13 protein-coding genes and 1 tRNA gene are annotated in these 12,843 nt (G+C 62.1%); 6 read left to right on the top strand and 8 right to left on the bottom strand.

Annotated features, from left to right (window positions below; translation table 11 throughout):
• Positions 1 to 76: 76 nt before the first annotated feature.
• From CKO27_RS18510 to CKO27_RS18500, 3 genes are all read right to left on the bottom strand, one after another.
• Positions 77 to 874, bottom strand: coding sequence for an FRG domain-containing protein (locus CKO27_RS18510; RefSeq protein ID WP_200376404.1), 798 nt, complete (start codon positions 872 to 874; stop codon positions 77 to 79).
• Between the two features lie 73 nt (positions 875 to 947).
• Positions 948 to 1,748 carry a DUF2726 domain-containing protein gene (locus tag CKO27_RS18505; RefSeq protein ID WP_200376403.1) on the bottom strand — a complete coding sequence of 267 codons (801 nt, stop codon included), beginning with the start codon at positions 1,746 to 1,748 and terminating at the stop codon, positions 948 to 950.
• Positions 1,749 to 1,993: 245 nt separating this feature from the next.
• On the bottom strand, positions 1,994 to 2,425 hold the full coding sequence (locus tag CKO27_RS18500; RefSeq protein ID WP_200376402.1) for a hypothetical protein: 432 nt from the start codon (positions 2,423 to 2,425) through the stop codon (positions 1,994 to 1,996).
• 233 nt (positions 2,426 to 2,658) lie between these two features.
• Here CKO27_RS18500 and CKO27_RS18495 point away from each other — a divergent pair, with 233 nt between their 5' ends.
• A complete protein-coding gene (locus CKO27_RS18495; protein ID WP_200376401.1) occupies positions 2,659 to 5,055 on the top strand; it encodes a coiled-coil domain-containing protein in 2,397 nt (798 codons plus the stop codon).
• A 67-nt stretch (positions 5,056 to 5,122) separates the two neighbouring features.
• Here CKO27_RS18495 and mepA read toward each other — a convergent pair whose 3' ends face one another.
• Positions 5,123 to 6,001 (bottom strand): penicillin-insensitive murein endopeptidase, encoded by an 879-nt coding sequence (gene mepA / locus CKO27_RS18490; protein WP_200376400.1) that lies wholly within the window; start codon positions 5,999 to 6,001, stop codon positions 5,123 to 5,125.
• 61 nt (positions 6,002 to 6,062) lie between these two features.
• The gene (ffh, locus tag CKO27_RS18485; RefSeq protein WP_200376399.1) at positions 6,063 to 7,457 is read right to left on the bottom strand and encodes a signal recognition particle protein; all 1,395 of its coding nucleotides are present in this window, start codon (positions 7,455 to 7,457) and stop codon (positions 6,063 to 6,065) included.
• A gap of 171 nt (positions 7,458 to 7,628) precedes the next feature.
• On the opposite strand from ffh, the gene CKO27_RS18480 reads away from it, so the two are divergent.
• The 5 genes from CKO27_RS18480 to CKO27_RS18460 all read left to right on the top strand — a co-directional run bounded on the left by CKO27_RS18480 (position 7,629) and on the right by CKO27_RS18460 (position 9,864).
• Positions 7,629 to 8,444, top strand: a complete 816-nt coding sequence (locus tag CKO27_RS18480; RefSeq protein ID WP_200376398.1) for a cytochrome C assembly family protein — start codon at positions 7,629 to 7,631, stop codon at positions 8,442 to 8,444.
• A gap of 129 nt (positions 8,445 to 8,573) precedes the next feature.
• Positions 8,574 to 8,649: transfer RNA gene (locus tag CKO27_RS18475), tRNA-Ala, on the top strand.
• 53 nt (positions 8,650 to 8,702) lie between these two features.
• Positions 8,703 to 9,008, top strand: coding sequence for a DUF6538 domain-containing protein (locus tag CKO27_RS25220; RefSeq protein ID WP_338116114.1), 306 nt, complete (start codon positions 8,703 to 8,705; stop codon positions 9,006 to 9,008).
• Positions 9,009 to 9,123: 115 nt separating this feature from the next.
• Entirely contained in the window at positions 9,124 to 9,465 is a 342-nt protein-coding gene (locus CKO27_RS18465; RefSeq protein WP_200376396.1) for a zinc ribbon domain-containing protein YjdM, read from the top strand.
• A 90-nt stretch (positions 9,466 to 9,555) separates the two neighbouring features.
• Positions 9,556 to 9,864 carry a DUF1801 domain-containing protein gene (locus CKO27_RS18460; protein ID WP_200376395.1) on the top strand — a complete coding sequence of 103 codons (309 nt, stop codon included), beginning with the start codon at positions 9,556 to 9,558 and terminating at the stop codon, positions 9,862 to 9,864.
• 19 nt (positions 9,865 to 9,883) lie between these two features.
• Here CKO27_RS18460 and CKO27_RS18455 read toward each other — a convergent pair whose 3' ends face one another.
• The 3 genes from CKO27_RS18455 to CKO27_RS18445 all read right to left on the bottom strand — a co-directional run bounded on the left by CKO27_RS18455 (position 9,884) and on the right by CKO27_RS18445 (position 12,526).
• The gene (locus tag CKO27_RS18455) at positions 9,884 to 10,399 is read right to left on the bottom strand and encodes a DUF4240 domain-containing protein (RefSeq protein ID WP_200376394.1); all 516 of its coding nucleotides are present in this window, start codon (positions 10,397 to 10,399) and stop codon (positions 9,884 to 9,886) included.
• A gap of 353 nt (positions 10,400 to 10,752) precedes the next feature.
• On the bottom strand, positions 10,753 to 11,196 hold the full coding sequence (locus CKO27_RS18450; protein WP_200376393.1) for a TRADD-N-associated membrane domain-containing protein: 444 nt from the start codon (positions 11,194 to 11,196) through the stop codon (positions 10,753 to 10,755).
• A gap of 559 nt (positions 11,197 to 11,755) precedes the next feature.
• Positions 11,756 to 12,526 (bottom strand): anaerobic ribonucleoside-triphosphate reductase activating protein, encoded by a 771-nt coding sequence (locus tag CKO27_RS18445; protein WP_200376392.1) that lies wholly within the window; start codon positions 12,524 to 12,526, stop codon positions 11,756 to 11,758.
• Between the last annotated feature and the right edge of the window lie 317 nt (positions 12,527 to 12,843).

Here is a 12,843-nt window from a genome sequence, read left to right as displayed (position 1 = left end):
CTAGCGCTGACGGTCAGTCGTTATGTCGATCCGCCGTGACTGTGAATCGCCAGGAGCCACGACCATGGCGAGCCCTTCAGCTCCTGGGGCTGTAATGCCGGGTCAACCAGGCGGTCAGACCCTCCAGTCCGGGGAAGAAGACACGCTCGGTCACGTTGGACTGATCGAGCTTGTCGCGGATCTCCCACTTCAATTCGGCGGGGATGATGATCCGCCGCCAGATGTCCGGGTAGTCGGCCAGCCAGCGGTCGATCGCCAGGGCAGGATCCGAACTCATGGAGAAGAAGGCGAACTGATTGACGATGCGGTCGTCGATCGATGGTGGCTCGAAGAAGAGCGTGAAGGGCTGTTCGCAGAGTCGATCGAGTTCGGTCAGCGTCTTGACGCTCTCGGAGAGCATTTCGACCGTGAAGACGTTGGCGCCTTCCAGTTCCAGTCGCGAGCGCAGCCGATCCGGGACCATGCGGTGGGCGTCGATGTAGTTGACGGCCCAGATGGCGCCATCGCGATCGAATTTGTCGATGTGCGCGGTGGCGAAGTGCAGGGCGGCGAAGGGTGAGTAGGTCCAGTCCAGCAGGCGGGTCGGCAGCCCGTAGTGCTGGGCGACCGAGAGCCAGTGCCAGACCGAATCGCGCTCCACCACGCGGCTATGGGCGTATTTGCGGAAGTTGCGCAGCAGATGCCGTTCGAGCTGATCGTAAGAGCCGCCGAGACGCATCAGGGTGGTTTCCAGCGGGTAGCTCGCGTCCGAGAGCCCGCGGAAGGCGTAGCGCGACCGATAACGCCCGATATCGGGCACCCAACTGTCGGCGAAGAGCGCGTCGAGCAACTCCGCCCAGGAAGAGACACGTATCGCCGCGTTCGATGGATTCATCCTCGGCTCCTCGACGTGGAGGCGGCGCCCGGCCGCCTGTTGGACGTGACTGGCTGGTCGCTCGTGCGCTGGATCAGAAACGCCTGGCCCGGACCGGCTCGTCCTCGTCGGCGTCGAGATCGATCTTGAAGACCGGCTCATCGTCCAGAACCTGGCGATCCTGGATCCTGGGCTCGCGTCGTCGCGGCGTTTCGGATGGAGGCGCCGGTTCGGGCCGCGTCGGCGCGCCCGTCATCGGCACCGGCGCCCTTGGCCGCTCCGCGACCGCTTGGCGTGAACGCGCCCGGCTGGCGGGCCGCCCGTCGTCGATGGCTTGCGAGAGCGCGTGCAGCATGGGCGCGGCTTCCTCCGCGGGAATGTCGTCGAGCTTGGACGGAGCGATGCGCGCGCGCATCGCCGCGAAGACATGCTCCTCGATCTCGACGACCGAATAGACCTCGCTCTCGCGAAAACGCACGAACGGCAGCCCGGCGGCGGCGCAGATGCGATCGAGTCCATCCCTGGGCGCTTGCTTGCGCAGTCGCGAGCGCGGCGACAGATTCACGGCGCAGACGATGGCCGTGGTCTCGCCGTCGCAGATCAGGAAATCGAAGCGGCGATCGCCCAGGCGGTCGTAGGCCCGCTCACGGTCGCGCCGCGAGAGACGCGACGAGAGACCTATCACATCGGCCGCGCGTACCTTGCCGTGGATCCGATACTCCTTGCCGACCGCCCGTTCCAGCACCGCCATGAAGGCGCGCTGGGTCGGGCTGAACAGGGTTTTGTCCGCCACGTAGGGCAGACGCCGGCCGCGTTTCAGGCTGGCCCTCAGGCTCAGGATAAAGGCGAGCAGGACGAGGACGCCAAGCCCGATCAGAAAATAGAAATGTTCCATGTTTGTTTGCTTGTTTGTTTCAATCCACGCACGGCCGAGCCAGGCGAAACCGCGCGCAAGCGGTTACGCCTCTCCCGCGCGGAATGATCCCCCTGAAGGGATAGGTTTTAACCAAAGGATGTTCCGTGACATCGACCCCGGCGCCCTCGCGGGCGCCATTCACTCAAGGGATCATCGTCTTTCGCCGGGTCTCGACTCGATGGCGCGTCTCGAAGGCCCGCCTTGCGCGAAGCCGTTCGCCGGCATCAGTTCGTCAATGGTACCCGATGCCTGTGATACCAGGCCCGATCCAGCGACCAGAGCACGGAGTCGACATCCGGCTGCGCGAGCATGAGCTGGATCGCCCGCATTTCGATCTCCCGGAAGTGCCGCTCGGCGGCAGCCATTTCCGCGGACTCCGCCGTCTTGTCGGCTAGCGCGGGATCGGTCTTGATCAGAAACGGCTGGATCGGCGCCTCTCCTCCGCCATTGGGACTGCTCAGGGTCACGATCCCGTTGAGAAAGACCAGGACGCGGAAGTCGTAAGGATAGTTCGACAGGACCGGATCCTCGTCCAGAACCTCGTCCAGTTGCCAGACGCGCGGGCGCAGCTCGTAGTTGTTCCAGGCCAGCGAGACGATCAATAAGATGAATAGCGCGACAGAGATGATGATGGAATTTCGCGTCAGACGATCCATGGAATTTGGAACCTCTCGAATTGTTCGGGGCCGCGATGGCGTTTCAGGGTCGCGCCGCCGGGCCATTCCGGACGGTCACGATCGACCCAAACCCAGCATCATGCTTGGGACGCTATCCACCGCGCAAGCCGCGCGATCGTTCCGGCACCTCGCCGAACCGATCGGATGGATCCACGCCTAGGGTATAGAATGAGGTTCGGATCCAAGGGTCATCGGGAGGAGGGCGCCACACGATGGGCATCAAACCACGCCTGCCGCGGTTCAAACCGGTGTCGTTGAATTTTTTGCGGCTGCGGCCCTATGGGGACAACCTCCTCACGCCCGCCGTGCGGGTTTGGCTCGGTTTCGCCTGGACCATCATCCTGCTCATGGCGAGCGTCGAGGGCCTCGTCTGGGGCTTGGTCGGGGCTAGCATCGTGCCCCAGGCCAGCGCTTGGTTGCGTCCCATCGCGGGGCTTTTCCTGTTCGCCCTGATCTTCGCCATCATCTGGATCATCGATGCCTCGCTGGTCATGTCGGAGCGACCACTCGCGCGTTCGCGGCGCTGGAATCCAGGCTTCAACCAGGGCGTGGGTCCGCTCCTGCGCTGGACGTTCGGGATTGTCGTGCGTCTCGCCATCGTCGCCATCTCGCTCTATGTCACCGCTCCCTTGCTCGGCAAGCTGATCCGGGCCGATGACATCGCCGCCTATCATCAGAGGGGGGTCGAGGAGTACTTCGCGCAACGCGACGCGCGGCTCCAGTCGCGGGTCGCGGAGAGCACCACCCAGATCGAGCGTAATCATCGCGAGCGCATCGAGCCGCTCAATCAGGAGATCGAGCGCCTGCCCCAATCGCTGGCCAAGGAGGTACGGCGGCGCGGCGAGATCGAGGCCGAATTCGCGCCCGAACTCGCTATCCTCCGCCAGGATCTGGCAGCGGCTCGACAGCGGGTCGGCGACGAGATCCTGGGGCGCGATGGGCGTCCCGAGGGCCGTGGCCCGGAGGCGCGCAAGTGGGAGACGAACGTCGCTCTGCTCACCTCGCAACTGGAGGCCAAGCAGTCCGCGCTCGATACGCGCCTCGCCGATGTCGCCCGCGCGATCAGCGAGCTGGAGCAGACCCTGAGGACGCGCTCCGAGGAGCGGCAACGACTCGGACGGGAGCATCAGACTCGGATCGATGGGGTTGTATCCGGGCTGGCCTCCGGTCAGGTCGAGGCGCTTCCCCCGCGACTGACCTTCGCGGCCCGGTCCAAGGCCCTGAAGGCGCTCCAGGACAGCCCGGAGGAGCGCGGCGTGCCCCATTTCGAGACGGTCGAGGGCTTCGCGCAAGCCATGCTCGGGGTGCTCTTCTTCTCGCTGATCGCGCTCAAGCTGTTCGAGCCCGCGTCGGTGCGCGCCTATTTCAGCGAGGCCATCCAGATGCAGTACCGTAAGTATCTGGATGGCGGGCTCGCGGATATCCCCGGCTTCGAGCTGCCGGAGGATCCGCGACAGCGCCTCAATTCGCTCGAGTTCTCGCGGCTGTGGCTGGCCTATGAAAAGGATCCGGCCTCCTTCTTCAGCGATCGGCGGTCCCTGGTCGAGGTGCGCGAGCCCTTGCTGAAATACCTGGGGGAACAGGCGCTCGATCGGGATCTGCTCGAGCACCGGCGCCAGAATCTCGAACAGGAAATGGCCTTCGCGTGCCAGCGGCGCGAGCGCGAGCTGGCCGCCTTCGATCGCGAACTGACCCTGAGGACGGCCCAGCTTCAGGCCCAGCTCGGTAACGAGACCAAGGCCCTCAAGCATCAGCGCCGCATCGAACTCGCCACCGAACTCCAAAAGGCCCGCGAGGATTGGACCTGGCGTCGCGCGCGCGAGGAAGCGGAACTCCAGCGGTTACGCGAGACATTCGAGGAGGAGCAGCGTCAGGCCCGTGAGCTGTTGCGTCTGCGCGAACAGGAAATCGATCATGTGCGAGAGCGCAGCCAGGCGCGGCTCCGCCAGACCGAGGTCGCCCAGCAGCTCGCGCATCAGGAAAAGCTGGCCGAGCTGGAGCAGCGGCGTCAGCGGGAGAGCCGCAAGGCGCGCCTGACCGGCCTGCGCGAGGAACTGGTCCGTCTGCGCGCGCTTGAGATCAAGCAGCGCGCGGAACGTCAGGGGCTCCGGGAAGCCGGGCGCAAGCAGGAAGAGGCGGTCGAGAACGCGCGCGCGCGCGTCGCGGCGGTCGAGGCGGAACTGGCCGCTCGACATGAGCAGGCCGCGGCTCTCGCCGAGACACTGGCGCGGCATGCCGCCGAGGCATCCGAAAACCCCGGCGCCAGAAAGACGAGCTTCTGGTCCAGATCGGACCTGGTGACCGAGACCAAGACCGCGCGCGAGATCGAGCGCGACCTCAAATCCATCGAAAAGGCCGAGCGCGCCGATGCCGAGCGTCTCGCCAAGCTCCGGGAGGAGCTGCAATCCCTGGAGCTACGCCAGTTCGCCAACGCGAGCGAACAGCGTGAGGCCGACACACGCGTCGCGACGACCGAGACACGCCTTCAGTTCTATGAAGACAGCCTGACCGCGTTGCTCGCGCCGAACGAGGATTCCACGTCGACTGATTTGGCTGGCTCACCGATGGCGAGCGCGACCATGCTGCCCTCCCTTGAGGGGGTAAGGTGATTTCCAGGAAACCTTGAACCCCTGATCCATCCAGCGACCCGAGCGCGGTCCAGTGCGCATCCCTCGCTCAGGAGTCCTTCAAGATCGCCAGGCAGGCGGGCGGTGACCTGGGTTCCGCCGGCCGCTTGGTCGAGCCCTTGCCGCCGCCGCGGAGCGCCTCGTCGCTGAGCCACCAGGCCAGATCCGCGCCGCAGCCATCGCCTGGGGGAACCGGCGCCTGGGCCTGGCAACCCAGCATTCCCTCGGGGCAGGCCAGTCGCACATGGAAGTGAGCATTGTGTCCGCTCCAGGGACGCACCTTGCGCAACCACTGGCGATCCCCGGAGGCGTTCTCGCAGAGCGCCTGCTTGATGGCCGCGTTGACGAAAATACGATCGACAAGCCGATGACGCGCGGCTGCCTCGATGAGGGCCTGTTGATCCTCGCCCCAATGACGGCTGACGGTGCGTCCGCCTGGAGCGACCATGCTGACCGGATCGGACCGATTGTCCATCAACTGCCGGGCCGCGACGGGCGAGGGCGCCTGCGTGAACCAGATGTCGACGTCCAGTCCGTTCTGATGACTGCGGTGCGCGGATGACATGCGCCCGCCGCGTGGCTGACTGAGATCCCCCACCAGCAGGAGCTGGTCGGTCTGTCGCCGCTGGGCCTGGCCCAGATCGCCGACGAACCGGATCAGGTCCGGGTGTCCGTAATAGCGATTGCGATAACGGCGCACGCTGACATAACCGGGGCCGGTCTCGGGCAACGCCGAGGCGCCGCCGATACAGCCGTTGGAGGGGCCGCCGATGACCTCGATCATGCCGGACGATGGCTGCTTGACCTCCGCCCAAGGCGTCGCCGCAGCCGGCGAAAGGATGAATAGGAGGCTCAAGGCCGCGCCGAGCCGGGGCGCGCGGATCGCTCGGGTTGACGAAAAGGGGGGCTCTGTAATGGAACTGGACATCCTGGAATTCCTGATCCTGACGGCTGGTCTGTAAGGCTTGGGTGAGGGATTCGGAGCGCCCTTACATCGGGAAACCACCGGGCGGAAAACCACCGCCCGGCGGCATGAGTCCCGGCGGCAGGCGGCCCTGCATGGAGCGCATCATCTTGGCCATGTTGCCGCCCTTCATCTTCTTCATCATTTTCTGCATCTGCATGAACTGCTTGAGCAGTTGATTCACGTCCTGGACCTGGGTGCCGGAGCCGGCCGCGATCCGGCGCTTGCGCGAGCCCTTGATGATGGCCGGAAACCGACGCTCTTGCAGGGTCATGGAGTTGATGATGGCGACCAGCTTGCCCATCGCCTTGTCGTTGGCCCGGTTCTTGACGTGATCCGGGATCTGACTCATGCCGGGGAGCTTTTCCATCAGGCTCATCATGCCGCCCATCTGGTTCATCTGCTCCAACTGCTCCTTGAAGTCGGCCAGATCGAAATCCTTGCCCTTCTTGAGCTTCCTGACCAGCTTCTCGGCCTTGTCGCGATCGACATTGGCCTGAACCTCCTCGACCAGGGAGACCACGTCGCCCATGCCGAGGATGCGCGAGGCGATCCGCTCGGGGTAAAAGGGTTCGAGCGCCGTGGTCTTCTCGCCGGTGCCGAGGAACTTGATCGGCTTGCCGGTGATCTGGCGGATCGAGAGGGCCGCGCCGCCGCGCGCATCGCCATCCGTCTTGGTCAGGATCACGCCGGTCAGCGGCAGCGCCTCGTCGAACGCCTTGGCGGTATTGGCCGCGTCCTGACCCGTCATGGAGTCGACCACGAACAGGGTCTCGATCGGCTTCAGGGCCGCGTGGATCGCCTTGATCTCGTCCATCATGGCCGCGTCGACATGCAGACGGCCGGCGGTATCCACGATCAGCACGTCCTTGAAACGCTTGCGCGCGCTGTCGAGTCCGCGCCGGGCGATCGCCACCGGATCCTCGTCGCCCTGGCTGGGACAGAACTCCGCGTCCACTTCGGCCGCGACGGTGCGCAACTGCTCGATGGCGGCCGGCCGGTAGACGTCGCAGCTCACGACCATGACCGACTTCTTCTGCTTCTCCTGAAGCCAGCGGGCGAGTTTGGCGACACTGGTCGTCTTGCCCGAACCCTGGAGACCGGCCATCAGGATGACCGCCGGCGGCTGCGCGGCGAGGTCAAGCTGCTCGTTGGCCTCGCCCATGATCTTGATCAGCTCGTCATTGACGACCTTGATCAGCACCTGGCCTGGGGTCAGGCTCTTGGTCACCGCCTCGCCCAGCGCCTTTTCGCGGACCTCCTCGACGAACTGGCGCACCACCGGCAGGGCGACATCCGCCTCCAGGAGCGCCATGCGGACCTCGCGCAGCGTGTCCTTGATGTTGTCCTCGGTCAGGCGGCCCTGACCCCTTAGATTGCTCAGGACGGTCTCAAAGCGGTCCTGGAGATTCTCGAACATGATCAGACCTCGAGCTGGGTGACCTTGAATCGGCCCCGTGGGATTTGCCGGGAATGCGTGTTGCCGTCGGCTTACAGCAGGACTTGTGAGTATAATGCAGGGTCATTGTCGGCCGATACGACCACCCGCGGCCCCCAGCCACCGTCATTCGAGATCCATGAAGTCACGCATATGACGCATACCCTCATTGCCTACGTCGCCACCTTCTGTTATCTGGCCTCCGCCGCGCTCATCGGGATCCGCCTGTTCCGCAAGGAAGGCTGGATTCCGGAGCGCCCGCTCGCGCTCGCGGTCGGATTCGCCGGATTGCTGCTCCATAGCTGGCTGCTTTGGGACAGCATCTTCAGCACCGCCGGGATCAATCTCGGGTTCTATCACGCGCTGGCGCTGACCTCCTGGACCATCATCGCGCTCATGCTGATCTCGAGCCTGAACAAGCCGGTCGACAATCTGGGCCTGATCCTGCTGCCCGCCGCGGCGCTGAGTCTGATTTTCGAGACCCATTTCGCCGACGTCGGCTTCATGCGCCCCACCGCGAGCTGGTCGCTCAAGCTCCACGTCCTGCTCTCCATGCTCGCCTACAGTCTGCTGACACTCGCCGCCGTGCAATCGATCCTGCTCGCGGTCCAGGATCACCACCTGCGCAACCGGCACCCTGGCGGTTTCGTCCGGACCCTGCCGCCGCTCCAGACCATGGAAAGCCTGCTGTTCGAGATGATCAGCGCCGGCTTCGTCCTGCTCACCTTTGCGTTGTTGAGTGGTTTTGCCTTCCTGGAGAACATGTTCGCCCAGCACCTGGTGCATAAGACCGTGCTTTCGGTCCTGGCCTGGCTGGTTTTCGGTGGACTGCTGATCGGACGGTTCCGCAACGGCTGGCGAGGCCGCACAGCCATCGTCTGGACGCTCGGTGGTTTCGTGATGCTGATTCTGGCCTACTTCGGCAGCAAGGCCGTGCTGCAATTCATCCTGCAACGGTCGGCTGGATAAGCGCCTCCGTGCCGTGACATCGTCGAGAGGTAAACCGGTGCTTGCCTCAAGGCGGTGAATAGGGGCAGAATGGCCGCCCGCCCGTTCTCGAATCCCATGGCGGGAACGGGTTGTAAAAACTGAAATCATGGGGCCGTAGCTCAGCTGGGAGAGCGCCGCGTTCGCAATGCGGAGGTCAGGGGTTCGATCCCCCTCGGCTCCACCATACCTTGAAAATCATAGGCTTAGTGCAATGTGCCGCGAAAGTGTGCCATTGCCATGTCCAGAAATCCCGCCTATATCTACCGTCGCGGTTGCGTCTGGTGGTTCCGTTCAGTTGTCCCAGAGGCTCTAAGATCGACCCTCGGACGAACAGAAATAAGAGTGTCGTTACGCACAAGCAGCAAACGCGAAGCGCGATCACGCGCCCTAGCCATGCGCGTCAAACTTGAGCAAATGGATATGTCTGGCATGGACAACCGAGTCGCGATTGAATTCGATCTGTTCACCGTCAAGCTGCCGGGCGCCGGTTCGATCTGCCGTGCCGTGCCAGCCTTTGGCTACCGAAGCCTTGTATGCGTTTAGTTCCCTCTCCCCGCTGGGGCGAGGGGATAAACGGTTGTGAAACCGCGATTATCAGGCCTTGGTCGAAACTCGACCAAGTCTCGCTCCCCATGATCCGACCTTGGAATCCCTCCTCATGTCCGCTTTTCCGTCTTGCCCGCTATGCTCCAGCGAGAACACCTATTCCGATGGGTCTCTCTATATTTGCCCGGACTGCGCTCACGAGTGGTCGATGGATGATTCCGGCGGGGCCGGGGATGAGGGCGATGGGGTGGTGAGGGACGCCAATGGCAACCCGCTGGCGGACGGCGACTCCGTGGTGCTGATCAAGGATCTGAAGGTCAAGGGTACGACCACCACGCTGAAGGTGGGCACCAAGATCAAGAAGATCCGCCTGGTGGGCGGCGATCACGAGGTGGACTGCAAGACGGACGCGGGTAGTTTCATGCTGAAGGCCTGTTATCTGCGCAAGGCCTGACCGAATTTCAGCCGGACCTCCAGTCGTTCTATCCGCGTGCCCTGGTTTCCTTGAAAGTCGCCTCTGACGGCGAAGCTGGCGAAGCGCTCCGTGGAGCGGCTGCGTGCGGCCATCAAGGCGATCGATACGCGAATCGTCGAAGAGATCAAGTGGAACGCGCCCAGCTTCAGGATTGACGACCATTTCGCAACCTTCAAATTGCATCCTCCCAAGAGCATCCAACTCGTGCTGCGCAGAGGCGCGAAGCCGAAATCGCCGCGGAAGGCGTTTCGTCTGGATGACACCTATGGGCTGCTCAAATGGCCCGCCATCGACCGCTGCGTGATAACGCTTGAGTCGTCTGAGCGCGCCAAGGCGTTGGAGCAGGTGGTGGTCGAGATGGTCAAGGAGAGTGGATAAGACAGCTCGAGATTCCGAGCTAGCCGAAGCGCTTGGTCAGCTTGGGGTAGAGGCGGTCGAGATCCTCTTCAGACCACTCGTCGCCTAATGGCCCATCCGATTGAGCGCCTGACGGACTGGAGGGGAAGGCACTGTACTCAAGTCCGGTCTTCCTGCACCAAGCGTCAATGCCGACGGATTGCCAGCCTTCGACTTGGCAGTCGACCTCTTCGTCGCTCTCATCGATGAGGAAGGCGAGTTCGTCGGGTCTCGTGAGCGCCGCATGGAAGGTCTTTTCCCCGCGCGAGATGAGCCAGCACCTGAAGTAGTCGAATCCATCATCGGAGCAGCCGCCTCCGATCACGTAGGCGGCACCCCACAGAGGCCAGGTGTACGAAGACTGAAAGTGAGCGTCGAACATGTTCTCGAACTCGACGATCTCTTGCGCGGACAAGGCGTCCAACAGGGCGCCGAGTTCCTCAAGCTGCCGCTCAGGGTCTCCTTCTGAAGCCTGCCGGGATTCGTCGATGAGTTTCCAGAAGGCGATGGTATCCATGGTGTTTCTCTTGGGTGAATGAGGTGCGCGCTGTGCGGCCTAACCGATGGCCTAAAGCGGCGCGCGGAAAAGATGAACTTGCGGGTTAAGCACCTCAATAGAATCGTTAATGGGTAATGAATGCGATAAAAATCAATTTAATCTTTAATACTGATAAATCAATATTTTGCAATAATTGCTTTTTTATAAATCGAAAATTAGTTTCTACAAATAATTCTACTGAGGTACTTGGCGCGACGCCCGTGGTTTTTACTCGCTTTTCAGGCGGAGGCTAGGCCACTTGTTATCTTGGGTTCAGCGGAATGCTATTTTACGAGACCTGATCCTGTCTCCCTTCGCCCTACGTGGGCTAGCTATCTGGTGGTCTTGTTGTTGCTGTCGATGATCGCTTTTAGCACTGTGGGATCGGTCGGTGGCTCTCCGCGTGACAACAGGTTGCCTATTAATGCTTTGAGCCCACTGAATCTTTCATCTTCTGGCATCTCGCGTGTAAGTTGGATTGCAAATAGCGTGTCGCGATGCTTTATTAACTTTTCGAAGAGAATGCTTAATAATTTCAGGTTTCGTCTGTACAAATAGAAGAACCCTACTCCGATAAACTGCGTGAGAACGCCTGCGATTACAGTTAGTTGGCTAGCCATGTTTGCATCGCCGCGAAGGACGAGAAAAATGCCAGCGACTAATGCTCCGAGGCCAACAAACAGAGCAACGATGCTTGACCAAAAGCTCCAGCGGAGATGCTGGATGTTGAGGTGGTAGTATTCGTCTATAAGATTGATAGTCTTGTCTTCGGCCACGAAACGCTCCTTTTCCTGCGATGGCTTTTTTCTTGCGTATGATAACGCATGCGGTTCCCCATAACGTGCATGCTCGCGGGTTTCGGATTGGCGATCGCGCGGTGGCGAGGTAATAGTCGTCGCAGCAGTGGGGCAAATTGCTTTGCCCCAGGAGCTACCTAGAGATAACTACCCCAGCCGAACGGACCTAGAACAGGCTCAGTTGGCAGGGGTGCGAACGCCAGTGCTCGCAAACGTTCTCCCAGCGTCCAAAACGGTAACGGACGTAGGCGTTGACGTGCACAGGTTTGTCGTTTGAGTAGGCCATGCGATGCCCTCCATAACGCAAACGTGGGAGGGTTTTGGCTTGCTCGGCTCGAAAGGATTGCACTACACTGAAGGCGTCTACCCAAGACGCTTGTCAGTGAGAGCTTAGCCGAGTGGTCAGGCAGACCCTCGTTCGCCTCACCATGAAAACCCGGAAGTGTTGGTGCACTTCCGGGTTTTCTTCTTTTGAATGAATAAGATGTTTGCATTTTGTAATGTATCTTCATTTTGAGACAGTTCCGCAAATCGCGCGTCACTCTCCGCGCACAATAAAGGTCGCAAACCTCTCCCTCTCGACCCACCCCATCCGCTCACTCATCAACATCACATTCGCCCCCAGCCTCTCATCCCACGCCCGGCTGCTATCACAAGCCTGCACGCAATACTCCTTCACCCCAGCATCAGCCAGCGCATGCGCCAGCGTTGCAATCCGCTCCGGCGTCCAATCCGGCATGAGCGTGGTGCGCACTTCCATCGGGACTTGGGCGGTGAGCAGGACATCCAAGCTCTCCCAGGCGCGTTGTCCGGAGCCGGGCACGCCTGTGATGGCGGGGTATTCATCCGGCAGGGCTTTGATGTCGAGCCCGACCCAATCGATCAGCGGGAGCAGGGCGCGCAGTCGCTCCGGATAGGCGCCGCCGGTGTGCAGTCCGACTTTGAATCCGAGTGCGCGGACTTCCCGCATGGCGGCGCTGAGTGCGCCTTGCGCGGTCGGTTCGCCGCCGCTGAAGACGACGGCGTCGAGCAGGCCTATGCGCTGCTGGAGGAAGGCGCGGATGTCTGGCCAGGGGATGCGGGCTTCGGCGCGGGCGTCGAGCAGGTCGGTGTTGTGGCAGTAGCGGCAGCGCCAGGGGCAGCCTTGGCAGAAGACGACGGCGGCAAGCTCGCCGGGGTAGTCGATGGTGGTGAGGCGGGTCAGGCCGCCGATGCGGAGGTTGTCGGCGTCAGGGGCGCGGGCGGGTGCGCCCTGGGGCTGGCGGTGTGCGGCGGGGGTCGTCTGCGTGGGGCGGACGCTTTGGGTCATTAGCGGTTGGGTGCTCGATCCCTGTTGGCGGTTTCTGATGGCGGCGGAGGAGGAGGATTGCTTGAGGCCACCCTCTCCCCAACCCCTTGTAAGTTAGTTTTGTCCGGTTGTAGGTTTGTTTTACCCGTCTCAGACCGTAACCCCTCTGATTTCGAGATCGTGGGAGAGCTTGGGTCGATGCGGGGTTTTCCCTGGTTCCGTGAACTGAATGAACCGTCTTCCAAGAATTCCCGTTACATAACAAGAGGATGGAGGTAAAATACGCCCATTCTAGGGCTCACCCGGCAGGTGACAAGTTGCGACGTTTCATCATCACG

The sequence above is a fragment of the Thiocystis violacea genome (assembly GCF_016583575.1).
GTDB classification, from domain to species: Bacteria; Pseudomonadota; Gammaproteobacteria; order Chromatiales; family Chromatiaceae; genus Thiocystis; species Thiocystis violacea.
Note: the sequence above shows the minus strand (reverse complement) of the source record. Positions and strands in the feature narration are given on the sequence as shown.

Coding starts and splice junctions, on each gene's coding strand:
- CKO27_RS18510 (WP_200376404.1), bottom strand. CDS start 874: ATGAATCCATCGAACGCGGCGATACGTGTCTCTTCCTGGGCGGAGTTG.
- CKO27_RS18505 (WP_200376403.1), bottom strand. CDS start 1,748: ATGGAACATTTCTATTTTCTGATCGGGCTTGGCGTCCTCGTCCTGCTC.
- CKO27_RS18500 (WP_200376402.1), bottom strand. CDS start 2,425: ATGGATCGTCTGACGCGAAATTCCATCATCATCTCTGTCGCGCTATTC.
- CKO27_RS18495 (WP_200376401.1), top strand. CDS start 2,659: ATGGGCATCAAACCACGCCTGCCGCGGTTCAAACCGGTGTCGTTGAAT.
- mepA (WP_200376400.1), bottom strand. CDS start 6,001: ATGTCCAGTTCCATTACAGAGCCCCCCTTTTCGTCAACCCGAGCGATC.
- ffh (WP_200376399.1), bottom strand. CDS start 7,457: ATGTTCGAGAATCTCCAGGACCGCTTTGAGACCGTCCTGAGCAATCTA.
- CKO27_RS18480 (WP_200376398.1), top strand. CDS start 7,629: ATGACGCATACCCTCATTGCCTACGTCGCCACCTTCTGTTATCTGGCC.
- CKO27_RS25220 (WP_338116114.1), top strand. CDS start 8,703: ATGTCCAGAAATCCCGCCTATATCTACCGTCGCGGTTGCGTCTGGTGG.
- CKO27_RS18465 (WP_200376396.1), top strand. CDS start 9,124: ATGTCCGCTTTTCCGTCTTGCCCGCTATGCTCCAGCGAGAACACCTAT.
- CKO27_RS18455 (WP_200376394.1), bottom strand. CDS start 10,399: ATGGATACCATCGCCTTCTGGAAACTCATCGACGAATCCCGGCAGGCT.
- CKO27_RS18445 (WP_200376392.1), bottom strand. CDS start 12,526: ATGACCCAAAGCGTCCGCCCCACGCAGACGACCCCCGCCGCACACCGC.